Source organism: Methylorubrum sp. POS3 (genome assembly GCF_043352485.1).
Taxonomy (GTDB): Bacteria; Pseudomonadota; Alphaproteobacteria; order Rhizobiales; family Beijerinckiaceae; genus Methylobacterium; species Methylobacterium suomiense.
In genome coordinates this window covers 1,205,762-1,221,614 of sequence record NZ_JAPRBT010000001.1, presented here as the reverse complement: position 1 = coordinate 1,221,614, position 15,853 = coordinate 1,205,762, and the positions used below count along the sequence as shown (strand labels likewise).

Annotated in this window: 15 protein-coding genes, 1 tRNA gene and 1 pseudogene; 7 read left to right on the top strand and 10 right to left on the bottom strand. The window is 67.5% G+C overall.

Translation table 11 applies throughout. The annotated features are described in order from the left end of the window. The first annotated feature begins 113 nt into the window (after nt 1–113). Entirely contained in the window at nt 114–1,478 is a 1,365-nt protein-coding gene (aroA, locus tag OWC43_RS05685) for a 3-phosphoshikimate 1-carboxyvinyltransferase (protein ID WP_393956011.1), read from the top strand. Then, nucleotides 1,475–2,122, top strand: coding sequence for a (d)CMP kinase (gene cmk, locus OWC43_RS05680; RefSeq protein WP_393956010.1), 648 nt, complete (start codon nt 1,475–1,477; stop codon nt 2,120–2,122). Before aroA ends, cmk begins: the two co-directional genes overlap by 4 nt. A 35-nt stretch (nt 2,123–2,157) precedes the next feature. On the opposite strand, the gene OWC43_RS05675 is transcribed toward cmk, so the two are convergent. Both OWC43_RS05675 and OWC43_RS05670 read right to left on the bottom strand, forming a co-directional pair. Then, nucleotides 2,158–2,454: a DUF167 family protein gene (locus OWC43_RS05675; RefSeq protein WP_238307909.1), complete on the bottom strand. Its 297-nt coding sequence runs from the start codon at nt 2,452–2,454 to the stop codon at nt 2,158–2,160. 44 nt (nt 2,455–2,498) lie between these two features. Further along, on the bottom strand, nt 2,499–3,101 hold the full coding sequence (locus OWC43_RS05670) for a PilZ domain-containing protein (RefSeq protein ID WP_393956009.1): 603 nt from the start codon (nt 3,099–3,101) through the stop codon (nt 2,499–2,501). 346 nt (nt 3,102–3,447) lie between these two features. Between OWC43_RS05670 and OWC43_RS05665 the strand changes: the two are divergent. Further along, nucleotides 3,448–5,543: pseudogene (locus tag OWC43_RS05665) on the top strand (EAL domain-containing protein). Between the two features lie 36 nt (nt 5,544–5,579). On the opposite strand, the gene OWC43_RS05660 reads toward OWC43_RS05665, so the two are convergent. Next, a complete protein-coding gene (locus OWC43_RS05660; protein ID WP_393956008.1) occupies nt 5,580–6,071 on the bottom strand; it encodes a sigma factor-like helix-turn-helix DNA-binding protein in 492 nt (163 codons plus the stop codon). Between the two features lie 240 nt (nt 6,072–6,311). Here OWC43_RS05660 and OWC43_RS05655 point away from each other — a divergent pair. Together OWC43_RS05655 and OWC43_RS05650 are read left to right on the top strand one after the other, a co-directional pair. Then, nucleotides 6,312–6,387, top strand: a tRNA-Thr gene (locus OWC43_RS05655). A 180-nt stretch (nt 6,388–6,567) separates the two neighbouring features. Next, nucleotides 6,568–6,822, top strand: a complete 255-nt coding sequence (locus tag OWC43_RS05650; RefSeq protein WP_393956007.1) for a hypothetical protein — start codon at nt 6,568–6,570, stop codon at nt 6,820–6,822. A 933-nt stretch (nt 6,823–7,755) separates the two neighbouring features. Here the strand turns inward: OWC43_RS05650 and OWC43_RS05645 are convergent. The 4 genes from OWC43_RS05645 to OWC43_RS05630 all read right to left on the bottom strand — a co-directional run bounded on the left by OWC43_RS05645 (nt 7,756) and on the right by OWC43_RS05630 (nt 11,704). After that, a complete protein-coding gene (locus OWC43_RS05645; RefSeq protein ID WP_393956006.1) occupies nt 7,756–9,309 on the bottom strand; it encodes an FAD-dependent oxidoreductase in 1,554 nt (517 codons plus the stop codon). A gap of 584 nt (nt 9,310–9,893) precedes the next feature. After that, nucleotides 9,894–10,310, bottom strand: coding sequence for an ester cyclase (locus OWC43_RS05640; protein ID WP_393956005.1), 417 nt, complete (start codon nt 10,308–10,310; stop codon nt 9,894–9,896). 12 nt (nt 10,311–10,322) lie between these two features. Further along, nucleotides 10,323–10,619 carry a hypothetical protein gene (locus OWC43_RS05635; RefSeq protein ID WP_393956004.1) on the bottom strand — a complete coding sequence of 99 codons (297 nt, stop codon included), beginning with the start codon at nt 10,617–10,619 and terminating at the stop codon, nt 10,323–10,325. Nucleotides 10,620–10,630: 11 nt separating this feature from the next. Continuing rightward, nucleotides 10,631–11,704 (bottom strand): catalase family protein, encoded by a 1,074-nt coding sequence (locus tag OWC43_RS05630; protein ID WP_393956003.1) that lies wholly within the window; start codon nt 11,702–11,704, stop codon nt 10,631–10,633. 223 nt (nt 11,705–11,927) lie between these two features. Here OWC43_RS05630 and OWC43_RS05625 point away from each other — a divergent pair, with 223 nt between their 5' ends. Next, entirely contained in the window at nt 11,928–13,010 is a 1,083-nt protein-coding gene (locus OWC43_RS05625) for a catalase family protein (protein WP_393956002.1), read from the top strand. A gap of 247 nt (nt 13,011–13,257) precedes the next feature. On the opposite strand, the gene msrA is transcribed toward OWC43_RS05625, so the two are convergent. Next, nucleotides 13,258–13,782: a peptide-methionine (S)-S-oxide reductase MsrA gene (gene msrA, locus OWC43_RS05620; protein ID WP_393956001.1), complete on the bottom strand. Its 525-nt coding sequence runs from the start codon at nt 13,780–13,782 to the stop codon at nt 13,258–13,260. 134 nt (nt 13,783–13,916) lie between these two features. Here msrA and OWC43_RS05615 point away from each other — a divergent pair, with 134 nt between their 5' ends. After that, complete coding sequence (locus OWC43_RS05615; protein ID WP_393956000.1) at nt 13,917–14,369, top strand: hypothetical protein; 453 nt, start codon at nt 13,917–13,919, stop codon at nt 14,367–14,369. Nucleotides 14,370–14,430: 61 nt separating this feature from the next. Here OWC43_RS05615 and OWC43_RS05610 read toward each other — a convergent pair whose 3' ends face one another. Beyond that, nucleotides 14,431–15,201 (bottom strand): alpha/beta fold hydrolase, encoded by a 771-nt coding sequence (locus OWC43_RS05610; RefSeq protein WP_393955999.1) that lies wholly within the window; start codon nt 15,199–15,201, stop codon nt 14,431–14,433. A 56-nt stretch (nt 15,202–15,257) separates the two neighbouring features. Continuing rightward, the gene (locus tag OWC43_RS05605; RefSeq protein ID WP_393955998.1) at nt 15,258–15,830 is read right to left on the bottom strand and encodes a DUF308 domain-containing protein; all 573 of its coding nucleotides are present in this window, start codon (nt 15,828–15,830) and stop codon (nt 15,258–15,260) included. Nucleotides 15,831–15,853 lie beyond the last annotated feature (23 nt).

The following is a 15,853-nucleotide window of genomic DNA, read 5'->3' as shown; positions in this document are numbered from 1 at the left end:
GCATGGTAACGGGCCGCAATCCTGCCGGCCCCCGTACCCGGCGCGGAGGTCCCTCGACCGAAGCGTCACGCGAGGTCTCGGCTCCTCTCTCTCGCCGGAAGCCCTGGACTCTCGTGTCGCACGATTCCGCACCGCAGCCCCTCACCGCGCGTCCGGGCCACGCACTTCGTGGCGACCTGAAGCCGCCGGGCGACAAGTCGATCTCGCACCGGGCGATGATTTTCGGGCTGCTGTCCATCGGTGAGACGCGGGTCGAGGGCCTGCTCGAAGGCGACGACGTGCTCCGCACGGCCGAGGCAGCCCGGGCCCTGGGTGCCTCCGTCAGCCGCGAGGGCGAGGGGCGCTGGCGCGTCGTCGGCACCGGCATCGGTGGAATGCAGGATCCGGCCGGCGTGCTCGATTTCGGCAATGCCGGCACCGGCTCGCGGCTGATGATGGGCGTCGTCGGCGGCCAACCCGTCACCGCGACCTTCGATGGGGACGCCTCGCTCCGCAAGCGGCCGATGCGGCGCATTCTCGATCCGCTGCTGCAGATGGGCGCGCAGATCGTCTCCGAGGCCGAGGGCGGGCGCGTGCCGCTGACGATCAGGGGCCCGCGCGAGGGCATCCCGATCCGCTACGAGCTGCCGGTGGCCTCGGCCCAGATCAAGTCGGCTGTGCTGCTCGCCGGGCTCAACGCACCGGGGGTCACCACGGTTATCGAGCGCGCCGCCTCCCGCGATCATACCGAGCGGATGCTGCGCCTGTTCGGGGCGGACGTGACCGTCGAGCCCTATGGCGAACACGGCCACGGCCGAGCCATCGCGCTCACCGGCCAGCCGACGCTGCGTGGCACCGACGTGATCGTGCCGGCGGATCCGTCCTCGGCGGCCTTCCCGCTGGTGGCGGCGCTGATCGTGCCGGGTTCCGACGTGACCTTGCGCGGCGTCATGATGAACCCGCTGCGCACCGGGCTCATCACCACGCTGATCGAGATGGGCGCCGCGATTGAGCGCCTCGACGAGCGCGAGGAGGGCGGCGAGACGGTGGCCGATCTGCGCGTGCGGGCGAGCCGCCTGCGCGGGGTCGACGTTCCCGCCGAGCGCGCGCCATCGATGATCGACGAATACCCGATTCTCGCGGTCGCCGCGGCCTTCGCCGAGGGCACCACCCGGATGAACGGACTGCACGAATTGCGGGTGAAGGAATCGGATCGCCTCGCCGCGGTCGCGGCGGGCCTGGCCGCCAACGGTGTCGATCATCGGATCGAGGGCGACGACCTGATCGTGACGGGCAACGGCGCGGCGCCGACGGGCCGCGGCACGGTGGCGACGCATCTCGATCACCGCATCGCCATGGCCTTCCTCGTGATGGGAATGGCTTCGGCCCATCCCGTCACGGTCGATGACGGGGCGATGATCGCCACGAGCTTCCCCAGCTTCCGTCCCACCATGGCGGCGCTCGGCGCCGAGATCGTCGAAGAGGCGGCCACCGCATGAGCGCGCCGCTCGTCATCGCCATCGACGGCCCGGCCGCCTCCGGCAAGGGCACCCTGGCCAAGCGCCTGGCCGCGCATTTCGGCCTGCCGCATCTCGATACCGGCCTGCTCTACCGCGCCGTGGCGCTGACGCTGATCGATGCGGGCACCGATCTCGGCGACGAAGCCGCCGCCGCCCGCGCCGCCGCCGCGCTCTCGGCCGAGGGATTGGTCGATCCGCGCCTGCGCGAGCGGGCGATGGGCGAGGCCGCCTCGCGGGTCTCCTCGGTGCCGCAAGTGCGCGCCGCCCTCCTATCCTGGCAGCAGCGCTTCGCCGCCGGCCCGGAAGGCGCGGTGCTCGACGGGCGCGACATCGGCACGGTGGTCTGCCCGGACGCGCGGGTCAAACTCTTCATCACCGCGACCCCCGAGGAGCGGGCCCGGCGCCGCCACCGCGAACTCGCCGGCCGCGGCGAGGCCGCCGCGCCCGAGGCGATCCTCGCCGATATCCGCGCCCGCGACGCGCGGGATTCGAGCCGCGCCGCCGCCCCGCTGATGGCCGCACAGGATGCCGTCATCCTCGACACGACCGAACTCGATGCGGATGCGGCCTTCGCTGAGGCACTCGCCATCGTGACCCGGCTCGGCGGCCTGTCCCGCGCCTGATCGCGGACGACGCGGCGGTCCCGGCCGGACTGAGGTCAGCGCCTCCCGTCCCGGCCGGCGATCCAATCGTCGATCCGGGCGGCGAGTCGGGTCGGATCACCGGAGAGCCGCAGCCGCTTGATGCGGGCCGTGTCCCCGGCCACGAGCGCCACGTCGCCCCGGCGCTGGCCGAGGCTTCGAGCCACGAAGGCGATCAGTGCCGCATTGGCCGCCCCATCCACCGGTGCTGCGGTCACCCGCAGGCCCAGAACCGGTCGCCCGTCCGCCTCGACGCGCACGCCGTCGAGGCCGTCGCGTGCGGCTCTGGGTGTCAGACGGACGGTGAGGACCAAGCCGCCGGCTTCGACGCTGTAGGGCTTCGATCCGTCGGCTCCGCTCAGAGGATCACCCCCGAATCGAAGGTCTCGCGGCGGAACGGCAGCCGGAAGCGCGCGGCGAACCCCTTCGCGGTCGGGCGCACGACGGTGGCATAGCGCAGGCCGATCCGGATCACGGTGCCGGCCGGCGGCAGGAGATCGTCGGGCGCCTCCACGCGCAGGGCGACGCCCGTCATCGACAGGTCGATGATGCGCGCCGCCACCACCCGCCGGTCGGTCAGGCAGAGTTCGGTGCGGTCGTTCACCGGCACGAGGCGCGGCGACCGGCGCTGCTCGCCGGAGCGGGTCTCATGCCACGCGAGGCGGGCGGCGATACGGTCGCGCCGCGCTTCGCCCGGATCGAAGCCGAGGCGGAAGCGCGACCGCTCCACCCAGGCGACGTGCCCGTACAGGGCGCCGATACCGCCGAAGTAGCAGATCACCCGTTCGCCCAGACCGGGTCGGGCAGCGCAGGCGATGTCACTTCCGGAGGTGGTGAGGTGCTGCGCGAGACAGGCATGCTCCGATCCGTCCTCCAGCAGGCATCGCCCTTCGACGTCGAGGAAGCCGACGTGGCGCCAGGGTGCGGCGGGAACGGGGGTGGATATCGATGGCTCGGCCATCTCTCGCTCCGGATGTCGGATCGATCCGGCGCCAGATCGGAGGATGATCGCGCCGAACGTCTCGACCGGCCGATCCTGCGCGCGGCAGCTTAAGGATCGATGACCCGCCGGAAGTGTCGCCCCGGCCGCGCGTCGCCCGGAGCGGGGCATCGCACCCCAACCGACGTCGCTCGCGTTTGCCGAACCCCTCGCCCCGCCGGACGGCCTCAGGCCGGAGCGTCGCACCCACCGGCATGCGGTCACGCAACACCGCGAACATCCTTGATCGCGGCACTGGACAGGGCCGAAGCAGCTTGATTAACATTTGTGAGTTTTATGGGTGGCGGTGCCTGTCCGAGACCCGACGATGCCGAGTCGCCGCTACGATACCGACACGATGTACCGCCTGCTGGTCCAAGGCGTGGCGGATTACGCCATCTACATGCTCGACCCCGACGGCACGGTGGCCAATTGGAACGCCGGGGCGCAGCGGGCGAAGGGCTACACCGCGGACGAGATCGTCGGAAAGCACTTCTCCTGCTTCTACACGCCGGAGGACCGGGCCGACGGTCTGCCCTGGCGCGGCCTCGCCACCGCGCGGGCGGAGGGCCGCTTCGAGGCGGAGGGCTGGCGGCTGCGCAAGGACGGGACCCGATTCTGGGCGCATGTCGTGATCGACCCGATCTACGACCAGGACGGCACCTTCCTGGGATTCGCCAAGATCACCCGTGATCGGACCGAGCAGCGCGTGAGCACCCTCAACCTCGAGGCCACGCGTCGAACCCTCGACCTCGCCCTGTCGAACATGTCCCAGGGGCTGTGCCTGATCGATGCCGATGGGCGATTGCAGCTGGCCAACGAACGGTTCGCCGAACTCCTCGATATCGCCCCCGGCGCCCTGCCGATCGGCCGGAGCGCGCATGCCTGCCTGAGTGCGGCCCTCGGCACGGCGGCGGCGGACGCCTTTTGGCACGATCACCTGCAGCCCGCCCTGCCGACGAACCGCCCGGCCATCTCGGAGATCGTCGGGCCCGCGCGGGTCCTCTCGGCCACCACCCGCCCCCTCGCCGGGGGCGGCTGGGTCTCGACCTTCACCGACACCAGCGAGCGCCGCCGCTACGAGGATCGCATCCGCTACCTCGCTCACCACGATCCGCTCACGGGCCTCGCCAACCGGGCGACGCTCCATGAGCATCTCGCGGCGACGCTTCGGTTCGCGGGGCCGGGCGGCAAGCGGAGCGACGACGAGCGCCGGGCTATCCTGTTCCTCGATCTCGACCGCTTCAAGCCGGTCAACGACACGATGGGCCACGCCGTCGGCGACCGGTTGTTGCAGGAGGTCGCCCAGCGGCTGCGCGTCTCGGTGCGGGCGGGCGATCTGGTGGCACGGCTCGGCGGCGACGAATTCGCCGTGGCGCTCGATGCCATCGAGATGGCCCATCTGCCGGTCGTCGCTGATCGCATCATCGCAGCGGTGAACCGCCCCTTCTCCTTCGATGGGCGGACGCTCACCGTCGGCGTCAGCATCGGCATCGCCATCTCATCCGAGACGGCGAACACCCCGGACACGCTCCTGCGCGACGCCGACCTCGCACTCTACCAAGCCAAGAACGACGGGCGGAACCGCTATCAGATCTACGAGCCGAGCATGGGCGAGGTCGTCACCGCCCGCGCGATGCTGGAGACCGATCTGCGCCAAGTGGTTCGCGACGGCGGGTTGAGCCTGCATTATCAGCCGATCGTGCGTGCCCGGACTTCGGCGACCATCGGTTTCGAGGCGCTCCTGCGGTGGCACCGGACGGACGGCACATCGGTCCCGCCCGCCACCTTCGTGCCGTTGGCCGAGGAAGCCGGATTGATGACCGATCTCGGCGCCTGGATCCTGAAGGAAGCCTGCAGCGAGGCCGCGCGCTGGCCGGACCACGCCACGGACGGAAAGCCGGATCGGCTCACCGTGTCGGTGAACGTGTCGGCGACCCAGCTGCGCAATCCCCACTTCGCGAGACGGTGGAAGAGGCCCTCGCCGCCAGCGGCCTGCCGGCGGACCGGCTCGAGATCGAGATCACCGAGACGGCGGTGCTGGACAACCGGGAGCTGGCTCTCGCCCTCCTCCAGCGGATCGCCGCCCTCGGCGTGCGCATCGCGCTGGACGATTTCGGCACCGGCTACGCGTCGCTGAGCTTCCTGCACAGCTTCCCCCTGAGCCGGATCAAGATCGACCGCAGTTTCGTGCAGGGTCTCGGGCGCGATCCGCAATCGACCGCGATCGTGCGGGCCATCCTCGGGTTGTCGCGCAGTCTCGGCCTGGCCGTCACCGCCGAAGGTGTCGAGACGGAGAGACAGCGCCGCATCCTCATCAAGGAGCATTGCCAGGACCTGCAGGGCTACCTGTTCGGTCGCCCGGAAGCGCGACCACGCCTACCCGGCGCCGCGGCGGGGTCCGACGCGCCGCACGCGGCCTGACCGGGGGCATCCGACGGCCGTCGCGGCCATAGGCGCTCATGGCTGCGCCAGCCGGTCCAACTCCGCAGCGAGACGAGCCCGGCCACGGCGGACCCGGCTCTTCAGCGTGCCGACCGCGACACCGCAGATCGCCGCAGCCTCGCCATAGGAGAAATGCTGCCCGCCGACGAGGATCAGGGCCTCCCGCTGCGGGTCGGGCAGGCGGCGCAGGGCCTCCCGGAACTGCACCGCCTCCACCCGCGGATCGGACCGTCGAGCGACCGGACACGCCTCGTCCCACCGGCTGGGTGGAAGTCGCGGTTCGGCATAGAACCGCGCGCGAAGCAGGCCGAACAGCCAAGCCGTGACCTGCTCGCGCGCGATGCCGCCAGCGCCGGTCCAGGCGTGAAGCAGCGTGTCCTGCACGAGATTGTCCCCGCGCGCGTCGTCATCGGTCAGGGAATGGGCAAAGGCGCGCAACGCCGGGACGGCCCCGAGCAGCCACTCGCGCAGATCGGGATCCACCGGCATGGCGGCGGAACGCGTCATTGGCATCGCGAAGCCCCTCCCCTCCGGGCTGCGGGGGGCGGCCGGTCAGCACGCGCGATATCCTCGGCGACCGGCGGCCCCCTCCCGGCGCGCAGAGCGGCCGGGCCGAGGAGGGCTGTAGGGCGAAGCGGTTGAATCCCCTCTGAAACCGTCGTTCAGCCAAACTTCATCGTCCGGAACATCCGGCCCGCCACCCATCGCTTGCGTGGCTCGGAGCAGGCTGGTAGCGAGACGGGCAGTGCCGGTTTAGCTCAGCTGGTAGAGCAACCGCCTTGTAAGCGGTAGGTCGCGAGTTCAAGTCCCGCAACCGGCACCACTTTTTCCGGCGAGATGTGAAACTGTCGGTTCCGGTTTCAACTCGTCGCCCGAATTTGCCCTCGGCGATCTCCAGCTCGCTCCGCCTCTGGAATGGATAAACCGCCCGAGCTGAAGCTAGGGGGGCACGTTACACCTGTGAGGAACACGGTAGGCCCGCACGTCAGCCGCCACGGGAAATGTGAAAGCCGAACACCCCGAGAAAGCTGGTGCCGATCGAGACCAGTATCCAGGCGATCACCTTCCACGTCCGCGTCTCGATCCCGGTCACCCGCCTTTCAAGCCCTTCGATGTGTCGATCGACGGCCTCGTGCTGGGCTTCGACCTCGGCGCGCGAAACTCGGTGGCCAACATCGAGATGCATTGGGCGTCGCGCGCATCGGCGGTGTCCTGCATCGCCTTCTGCCGCTCGACCATGCGCGCGAGGTCAACATGAATCCGCAGCAGCAGCTCGTCGCCGAGATCGGGAGCATTCGATATGGCGGGGCCTCAGGTCGATGAGAATGCCGTTACGGCATCGCCGTGACGCCGATCGCGGCAGATTCAGGCAACGGAGGCGGAAGCGGGTCGGCCGGACCTGGCGCGCGGTCGGGACGATCTGGTGAAGCGCTGGCTCGAGCACCTTGGCTGTGGTGCTGTCCGCTCAAGGTCGAGCGACCGGAAGATGCGCGCGGCGAGCCCGTTCGGGCCGCCGACGAGGCGGACGATCCAGCCCGGCGTCGAGTCGAGCGCTTTCGCCACCGCCGCCGAGCCGCCGCCTGACGGCGCGGGATCAGTACGGCCGGGCGGTTCCACATCAGGATCGCATCAGCCGCATCCGCGCGATCACCAGCGCGCAGACGCCGCAGCACGGTCGCCCACAGCATCGGCCCGCGCGTCACCTCGACCCTCGCGGTGATGAACTTGCCCCCGTTCGAGAATTCCTTGCTGAGCTTGCGGAATGCCTCAGCCCACTGCACCACATCGAGATGGGGCGGCGGGGTCAGGCCGCGCCGCCATGAACGCCAAAAACTCTCGGTCGGATGCGTCGGCCGTCGCGCACGAGTGCATCCAACTCGTCGGCGACGGCCGGGAGGTCGGTCATAGCGGAATCGGCAAGGAGAGGCGCGGAGAGGCGGCGCTGAAAACACAACGCCTCGCGGCCGTCTCCGGCCCGGGGCGCATGTCTGACTCTTACCGATCGTGAGCGGATTGACGGGGCGGTCGCCAATCGAAGCGGTCACTGGGTCTCGTTCAGCCTGAGCTCGGCTATCAAACTATGAGCTGCGTCGCGCGATATGCTGAATTTGACTCGCAGTAGCTTAGAGCGTTGCCTCCCAGACTATCCGGGCCCTCGATCAACCGGAACCTCGCTGCCGATTGCCGGGCCTTAGGCAGCCGCGCGAGCGAGGGCGGGCAGGTCTGCCCCAGCCTCGATCTCGGCAGGCGAGGGCAGACGTCCGAGGCCGAGCAAGTGCAGAAAGGCGGTGAAGGCTTCGTTGCGACCGACGCTGCAGGCGGCTGTAACCCTGTCACCCATGACGTAGTAGGCGATGAAGTCGAGGGCGGCGGGATCCCCCTGCATGATGATACGGTCGAAACCTTTGGCGTAGCCGCCGTAATCGAGCCGCTTGTCGCCTTGGTTGCTCCAAAAGAATGGTGCGCCCGCGAACACGCCGTCCCGGCCGAGGATGGCATGAGCAACATGGGTACCGTGCTGCTGAGCGAGGCGCCAATGCTCTATCCGCGCGGTCTCGCCGCTCGCCTTCTCCGGAAAGGCGGCGATATCGCCTGCGATCCACACGCCCTCCGCGAGCCTGAGGTCGCTGCCGACCGTGATGCCGCCGCTCTCGTCGGGCTCGATGCCCGCAAATAGTTGCGTTTCCGGCTGAGCACCGGCTCCGACGAGGACGATATCGGCCGGAAGGTGCCCTCCGTCCTCCGTCTCGACAGCTTCGACGCGTTGCGCACCGGCAAGCCGGGCAACGGAGCCGGTCTCGAAAACAACGCCGTTGCCGATATGGTACTGCATCAGGGCTGAGCCCACCGCCTCGCCGAAGCGCTTGGCGAAGGGTACCTTCTCGCGTGCCAATATGGTGACGGAAAGCCCGCGCTTCTTCAGGAACGCGGCAGCTTCCATGCCTATGAAGCCGGCCCCCACGACGACGATCTTTTTGCCCTCGTCTGCCGCCTCGCTCACATGGATCGCGTCATCGAGACTGCGAAGGGTAAAAACCCCATCGAGGTGGTTGCCGGGAAAGTCCGGCATCACCGCGCGGCTTCCGGTGGCGACGAGGATCGCATCAGCCTCCAAGGTCCGGTTGTCCCTCAGGGTGATGGTGCGTCGAGAAGGATCAATTTGGGTGACCTCCTCGATGACATGCTCGATTTGGTTGGACTGGACGAAATCGGCCTCGATCAGCACCTTTTCCGGCGGGGTCGGCTTGGCCAGGAACTGTTTGGACAGTTTGGTCCGGTCGTAGGGAGGGTGCGCCTCGCGGCCGACCATAGTGATGCGGCCGCGATAGCCTTCGCGGCGGAGGGTCTTAACGCAAGCGGCGGCCGCCGCGCCCGATCCGACAATAAGCACACTCTCCACGGATGTGTTCGCTGTCTTCGTCGCCGCGCGTTCCGGCGTGAGGGTCGCGACGGCTTCCGACCCCTCGATGCGAACAGGAAAGCGCTTCAGGGAATCGAGGGCGGGCGGCTCCTCCAGACTCCCGTCGACCAGCGCGAAAGCAGCCTTGTGCCAGGGGCAGTAGAGGCGCTCACCGCAGATCTCGCCTTTGGCGAGGGGCGCTCCAAGATGCGGACATTTGGCTTGAAAGGCACGCACGCCAGAGGCGTCGCGCACGAACAGCACCTTCTCATCCCCGGCGGCCCCCTCCTTCATACCTCCCATCGGGATCGCATCGAGGGCAAGGCGGATCTCGGTTCCGGGCATGGCGGGCGTCACTCCTGGCGAGCGCCATCGCGCCCGGCTATCAAGTCGCCCAACCCATTCAGGTTGCCTGTTCCGCAGCGCGGAGCATGGAGAAACGTGGATCCTCCAGATCCACTCAAGCCACCTCCGTCGCCGAGCGTTGCTACCAGTTCTGACTCTTCACCCGGCCATTGCCATTGCTGGATGCAGCGGCGGAAGACATGAGAACCGACCTTTCCGGGCCTTCGGCATCAGTCGCATCAAATTGCGCTTGGGTTCGTAGGCTGGCCTGTCCGCTGAGTGAAATGCGGTTGAGATACCGAAGCTACCGGCAGCTCGAAATGCGCGGTTTTCGTGCATCCGCCCATTCGGTCCCTAGGGACGTACAGGCAGCTGACACCTGGTAGTCTCGGCCCCTGTTCTCAGCAAAAACCAGTCCGCCTTGGCTGGCTTCAACGCGCCATGAGTTGACGCTGCGCCCAATTTTACGAAGTTTCATTCAAGGTTGGCTGCATTTATACAGCAGCTTTTTGCCAAAATACATTGATGGAATCAAATTTACTGGCGTACTAAGCCATGGTTGGTCGTTCATTGAGGCGGCTAACTCAAGCTTCTACAGCGCCAATCTGTCGAAGCATGCCGAGATTGTCCATGAGCGCCCAGTGCTCGACCAGCTGCCCGTTGGTGACGCGGAAGTAGTCCATCACGGCGATATCGACCCCGTTGCCCGTGGCCGGAGTTCCCTCGAACTTGCCCGTATGCCGCCCGGTGAAGCGCAATCGCGCCAGCACTCGGTCACCCTCCGCGATGACCTCTGCAATGTGCATCTCGATATCCGAGAAAGCGCCGTGCAGCACCTCGCCGAGCTGGGCGACACCGTCCGGGCCCCGGACCTCGAAGTCGAGGCCAGGGTCGTGGCGTACGAAGTCCGAGGCGATGAAGCGCTGCCACCACGCCGCGTCCCGGTCCCGGAACGCCGTGAAGTAGGCGCGGACCAAGTCCTTGTTCGCTTCCGTCGACATGGATCCCATCCCTCAGCGCGGCTCGACCTTGATGCATGTGAAGGCGACGGGCAGTGGTTTCCCGCCCTCCATCTTCCTCGTGAAGGATGCCGCGTTCGCGGTCGTCGAGGCGAAGGCGTGCTCGGCGTCTGGACTGTCGACCGGCAGCACGTAGTCCTGACCGCCCTCAATGCCCTTCGTGGGGTCGAAAACCCGGATGGTGACGTTGAACGTCTTCAACGGCGTCTTCGCCGGTTCCTCCGCCCGAACGATGCCCATGCAAGTCGTGGTGAGGGCCGCTACCGCGGCGAACGTCCCGAGGCTTCGCATCACCGTCTTTCTCAGTGGCCAGCCGGCTCGTGAATCGGGCAGCCGTTGAAGCGCTGCCGGAACTCGGCCGAGTGGCGGTAGGGCGCGTTGCGGGCGCGGTTGATGTTGCCGAGCGGCCGGTGCGCAGCAAGCCCGGTCCAGACCGCGAAGCGCATGCGCTCGTTCACGGCATCGACGCGCTCGGCGTTCCAGCTGTCCTGCGGCCGTACCGTGATGATGGCCACGCGCTGAAACGGCGCCTCCTCCTCGTCCCACTGCACCGTGGGATCCTCGACCGGCTGTCGTTCGAGGTCGCGGCAGAGCTGCACCCGGAACTCCCAGACCCCCTCGATGCCGGCCATCTCGGACCGGACGGTCTCTCGGATCGCGTCCGGGCGTCCAGAGGCGTCGATCTCGGTCCCGGTCAGCGCCTTGAGCGCCGGAGCAACGGGAGCGACCGAGAACTTGGCGATGTGATCGCCGTACCGGAACGGGGTGACGCTGTAATAGGTCTCGCCGAGCGGGTCGACGTTCGGCGCGCCGCCGAGCGAGCCCAGCGTCGGGCTCTCGATACCGATCGCGGTCAGCGCCTTGTTGACCCCGCGCAGCACGGTGGAAGCGGCGACCTTAACACCCTCGATCCGGTCGGTGGTCTTGGCCAAGAGCTTCAAGCTGCCCAGGAACTTCTCGGTGTTCGACGCCTGGAAGACCGGGCCGTTGACCATGACAAAGTCCTGGGTCGTCCCTTCCGCGTCCGGCAAGCGCTCTCCAGCGACGTCCAAGACCTTCAGGGCAAGGCCGCGGGGCAGTGAGACCGCGTCCGGCAGGATGTCGCCGGCATTGGTCGACATCCGCATGTAGACCTTGTGCTCGCCCGGCGTCGCGAACAGCCCTTGTGCGAGCTCAGGCGGCAACCCCGCGTCGATCGTCAACGTGCCCTCCAGGATGCCATGCGACTTGGCATGGACCGAGCGAACGGCATGGCCGGAGTCGTTCGCGACCGTCTCCAGGATAATGTCGAATGTCTCGTTGAGCTGCTCGATGGTCCGGGCCTCGTCGGGCCTCACGACCTCGACGTCGGGGCTGTAACGGACAGGTGCTTGCAAGGTCTCGTCCCTCGTTCGTCTCGGGACAGAACGGGGCGGAAAGGCCGACGTTCCGGATTGCGCCCCACTCAATCACTCGTGAACGATCTTGGGAACGTCGCCGCGCCGGGATGCTTGTTCCGGGGCGACCCAACCTGGGCTTGCGGGCACGCGGGCTTCCGGCAGGGCGGGAATGGAAAGCGTTCGGCTGTTCCGATGGCCGCGGCGCACGAGAGAGATCGGCATGACCTACCTTCGCTACGCCCCCGACATCGAGCGGCCCGCCCCGAACGAGCAGGAGACCATCGACGGCATCATCCAGGGCATGACCCAGCAGTCGCGGACGGTGGAGAAGCGTGAACATCATGCGGTCCGCGCCAGCCACGCCAAGAGTTCCGCCTGCGTCACGGGCGAGATGACGGTGGCCGCGGGCCTGCCACCCGAACTGGCTCAGGGCCTGTTCGCCACGCCGGGGACGTACCCGGTCGCGGTACGCTTCGCCCAGGGTCCGGGCGAAACCCTGGGCGACCGGGTCTCGACCCATCGCGGCATGTCCATCAAGGTCTTCGGCGTGAGCGGCGAGAAGCTGCCCGGCCACGCGGTCGATACCCAGGACTTCGTGCTGGCCACCGGCACCACCTTCCCATCCGGCACCGCGGCGGGCTTCCTGCGCGACGGCACGGTCATCGGTCGGTCGACGGGCCTGCCGGAAGGGGTGAAGAGCGCCGTCTCCTCGACCGCGCGCAACCTCAACAAGGTGCTGCACGCCTTCGGCACGGAGAGCGCGATGGCCGATTTCTTCGGCCACCCGTTCAGTCACCCGCTGGCCGACAGCTACTTCAGCCAGGCGCCCGTCCGCTACGGCGACTACGTCGCCAAGCTCGGGGCTGTACCGTCCGCCGACGCCCGGCGTGCGTTGTCCGAGTGGCGGCTCGACCCGCACCAGGACGAGGACGGGTTCCGGCATGCCGCTGTCGCCTTCTTCCGCGAGAATGACGTCGTGTTCGAGCTGAAGGCGCAGCTCTGGGCGGACGCCGAGAAGCAGCCCATCGAGGATTCCTCGGTCGATTGGCCGGTCTCGGTCAGCCCCTACCGTACGATCGCCACGCTCCGCCTGCCGCGCCAAGACGCCTATGGGTCGGACCGGGTTCGCTACTTCGACGAGGTGATGACCTTCCGCCCGGCGCACAGCCTCGCGGCGCACCGGCCGCTGGGCTCGATCATGCGGGCCCGTCTGCAAGTCTACCAGGCGCTCAGCGACTTCCGGCACAGGGAGAACGGTGTGAGTGCAGAGGACACCGCTTCGCTAGAATGCATTCCGGCCTGAGGAGCGACCATGCCCCGAAGCTCACGCGTCCAGGGGGCATGCACCTCGTAGCTGTTTGAGAGGCCGTGGCCGTCGTCTCATCTGGGGACGACGGCACCTTCGGCACCCCTCCGTATCGACTGAACGACCTCGTCTCGCCGGGCCCAGATGGCGGGGACCGCCATCTGGGCCCGGCGAGACGCCAACCCTCCGATCGGCGCGCGCGAGACCCGAACAGCGTCAACCGTTCGCTGACCGATCTTGTCGGTTAGGCTCCCGTATCCTGTGTCGCAGGCGCCCGGGCCGGCAGCACCCAGTTCGGGCGAACGAAGTGGCAGGTGTAGCCGTCTGGCCGACGCTCCAGGTAGTCTTGGTGCTCCGGCTCGGCCTCCCAGAAGGGTCCTACGGGCGCCACCTCGGTAACCACCTCTCCCGGCCACAGACCGGATGCGTTGACATCGGCGATGGTAGCTTCGGCGACCTGACGTTGATCGTCGTCGACGTAGAAGATTGCCGAGCGGTAGCTGAGGCCCCGATCGTTACCCTGCCGGTTCGGGGTGGTCGGGTCGTGGATCTGGAAGAAGAACTCCAAGATGCGTCGGTAACTCGTCCGGGCCGGATCGAAAACGATCTCGATGCCTTCGGCATGCGTCCCATGATTTCTGTAAGTAGCATCCGGCACGTCGCCACCCGTGTAGCCGACCCGGGTCGCCAGCACGCCGTCCTGACGACGGATCAGGTCCTGCATGCCCCAGAAGCAGCCGCCTGCCAGCACCGCTCTCTCGCTACCCATAACGCTTCTCCGTGAGCCGCTCGAACTCCCCCACAGATGGGGTCCTGGACCTCGCTTCGCCCTGCGACCCCGTATCCCTTCTCGATGCGGGATCACGGATCAGTGCCCCCGGTCTCCAAAGCCGGCTTAGGATCATGAGCCGCCTTGGCAGCAAACAAGACTCCAGCGCAAACTTCGACACTATCGAGCGCCCGAAAAGGGCGATTTTCACGCGCCACTATCATCTGCGTTCTGCGGTACCGGGCGCTGGATATATGGTGGTTTTGACAAGACGGCTCAACCTGAGATCTTCTCACTTCTGGGACACGGCACCGCACGTCAAGCCAAACTCAACTAGTTATGCGCCAAACCGCCGCTTTCGACGCGTCACAAACGGTGGTTTCAAGTGGGCTACTATCTTGCCCGTGACCGCTGCATCGTTCGTCCAGCGGATCACCTTGGCGATCCCAATTCGGCCCTGTAATTCCGCTGTCCAACTCGACAGTCCGACGTCCATAGAGCTCGCCGCCAACGTTCAGCGCCCGTCGAAATCCTCGGCGATCGTGATGGCGCGTAAAGCATCGCCCCTGCAGATGGAAAGTGGCTGACGAACCGAGGGGGGGCATCGGCTTCTGACAGGATCAACGTGATCGCCTTGTCGGGGCCCGGTCAACTTCCCCGCGCGGCCAGCTCGATGAGAGCGGCGACCTCGGGCGCATGCGAGATCAGCGAGAGGTGGCTCGCACCGAGCGAGACAACGTGGGCGTCCATGCGTTTGGCCAGGAAACGCTGCAGATCGCGATTAATCGTGCGGTCGTCGTCCGACACCGCGTAGTAGGTCGGCTTCATGTGCCAAGCGGCCTTCGTCGTTCTCGCCTGGGTCAGAGCTTTGCGAAAGGGCTGCTGCGCCGCGTACAGGATCCGCGCGCGGGCGGGCGCGATGTCGCCGGCGAAGTCGCGTAGGAACGCGTCCTCGCTTAGGCGCCCTTCGTCGCCATCGAAGAGGATACCGGCGGTGGCAGGTGTAACCGCGAACTTCTTCCCCAGCGCGGCGAAATCCTCGCCGGCATCCGGCGCCCGCGCGGCGATGTAGACGAGAGCGGAGACGTTCTCGGCGTCCCCGACCTCGGAGATGATCGTGCCCGCGAAGGAATGACCCGCCAGCACGGTCGGCCCCTCGGTCCGTGCAAGCACGCGCCGGACCGAATCGGCGGCCTCTTCGAGCGTCGTCAGCGGGTTCTGCACGGCCGTGACGGTCAGGCCCGACATCTGGAGGCGACCGATCACGTCGGACCAGCACGAGCCGTCCGCGAAGAGGCCGTGCACGAGTACGACGTTGCGGGCGGGAACCGCTTGGCTCCTCGTCTCGGCCCGGGCCGGCAGTGAGAGAGTTCCTGCAGCCGCGATCGAGCCGGCCAATATCGTTCTACGGTTCATCATTGGTCACTCCGAAGTTCTGCTGCCGTCGTTCGAGGCAGCGTGAGAAGGAGGCACGTCTATCGTTTGAGCTGGAGCATCGCGGCCGAAGCGGCGAAGTAGACGGCGCCGAAGGCGGCGTAGAGCCCGACATCAGCGACGCTGACGATCAGCAACGGGCTGAGCGCCATCATGAGGATATGCGCGGCTGCCAAGCTCGATTGCGCGCCGCTCAGAATTTGGGGCCATTGCCCGCTGACGCTGCGCCGGCGCCGGATGCCGGTCGCGAGTTGGAGGAGGCCCGATAGGCCGGCCCAGATGCCGATCACGCCGATGGCGGCATGGAGATCGTGACTGAACGCTACGGTGAGAACGATCGCCAGCGTGACGATGGCGCTGACGATGACGTTGAGTGCCTGTGAGGGGTTCGCACGCAGGCCGCCGTTGCGCGCGGCATCGACGCCATTCGCGGCGCAATCCCACAGCGGGTAGATGATCAGGAGGGCGATCCCGACCGTCGGCTGCGCCTTGCCGATCGTGTAGGCAAGGGCGACCCATGCGGCCGAGAACAGCGCCCGGGTGCCGTAGTACCGTTTCAGCCAGGACGAAGACGAAGCGGCGGAGGCTGGTGCGAGCGCGGCGGTCGAGATCATGGCGATCTCCCTGAGTTTGAGAG

Coding starts and splice junctions, on each gene's coding strand:
- OWC43_RS05645 (WP_393956006.1), bottom strand. CDS start 9,309: ATGCCCGGAACCGAGATCCGCCTTGCCCTCGATGCGATCCCGATGGGA.
- OWC43_RS05640 (WP_393956005.1), bottom strand. CDS start 10,310: ATGTCGACGGAAGCGAACAAGGACTTGGTCCGCGCCTACTTCACGGCG.
- OWC43_RS05635 (WP_393956004.1), bottom strand. CDS start 10,619: ATGCGAAGCCTCGGGACGTTCGCCGCGGTAGCGGCCCTCACCACGACT.
- cmk (WP_393956010.1), top strand. CDS start 1,475: ATGAGCGCGCCGCTCGTCATCGCCATCGACGGCCCGGCCGCCTCCGGC.
- OWC43_RS05625 (WP_393956002.1), top strand. CDS start 11,928: ATGACCTACCTTCGCTACGCCCCCGACATCGAGCGGCCCGCCCCGAAC.
- msrA (WP_393956001.1), bottom strand. CDS start 13,782: ATGGGTAGCGAGAGAGCGGTGCTGGCAGGCGGCTGCTTCTGGGGCATG.
- OWC43_RS05605 (WP_393955998.1), bottom strand. CDS start 15,830: ATGATCTCGACCGCCGCGCTCGCACCAGCCTCCGCCGCTTCGTCTTCG.
- OWC43_RS05615 (WP_393956000.1), top strand. CDS start 13,917: ATGAGCCGCCTTGGCAGCAAACAAGACTCCAGCGCAAACTTCGACACT.
- OWC43_RS05610 (WP_393955999.1), bottom strand. CDS start 15,201: ATGATGAACCGTAGAACGATATTGGCCGGCTCGATCGCGGCTGCAGGA.
- OWC43_RS05660 (WP_393956008.1), bottom strand. CDS start 6,071: ATGACGCGTTCCGCCGCCATGCCGGTGGATCCCGATCTGCGCGAGTGG.
- OWC43_RS05670 (WP_393956009.1), bottom strand. CDS start 3,101: ATGGCCGAGCCATCGATATCCACCCCCGTTCCCGCCGCACCCTGGCGC.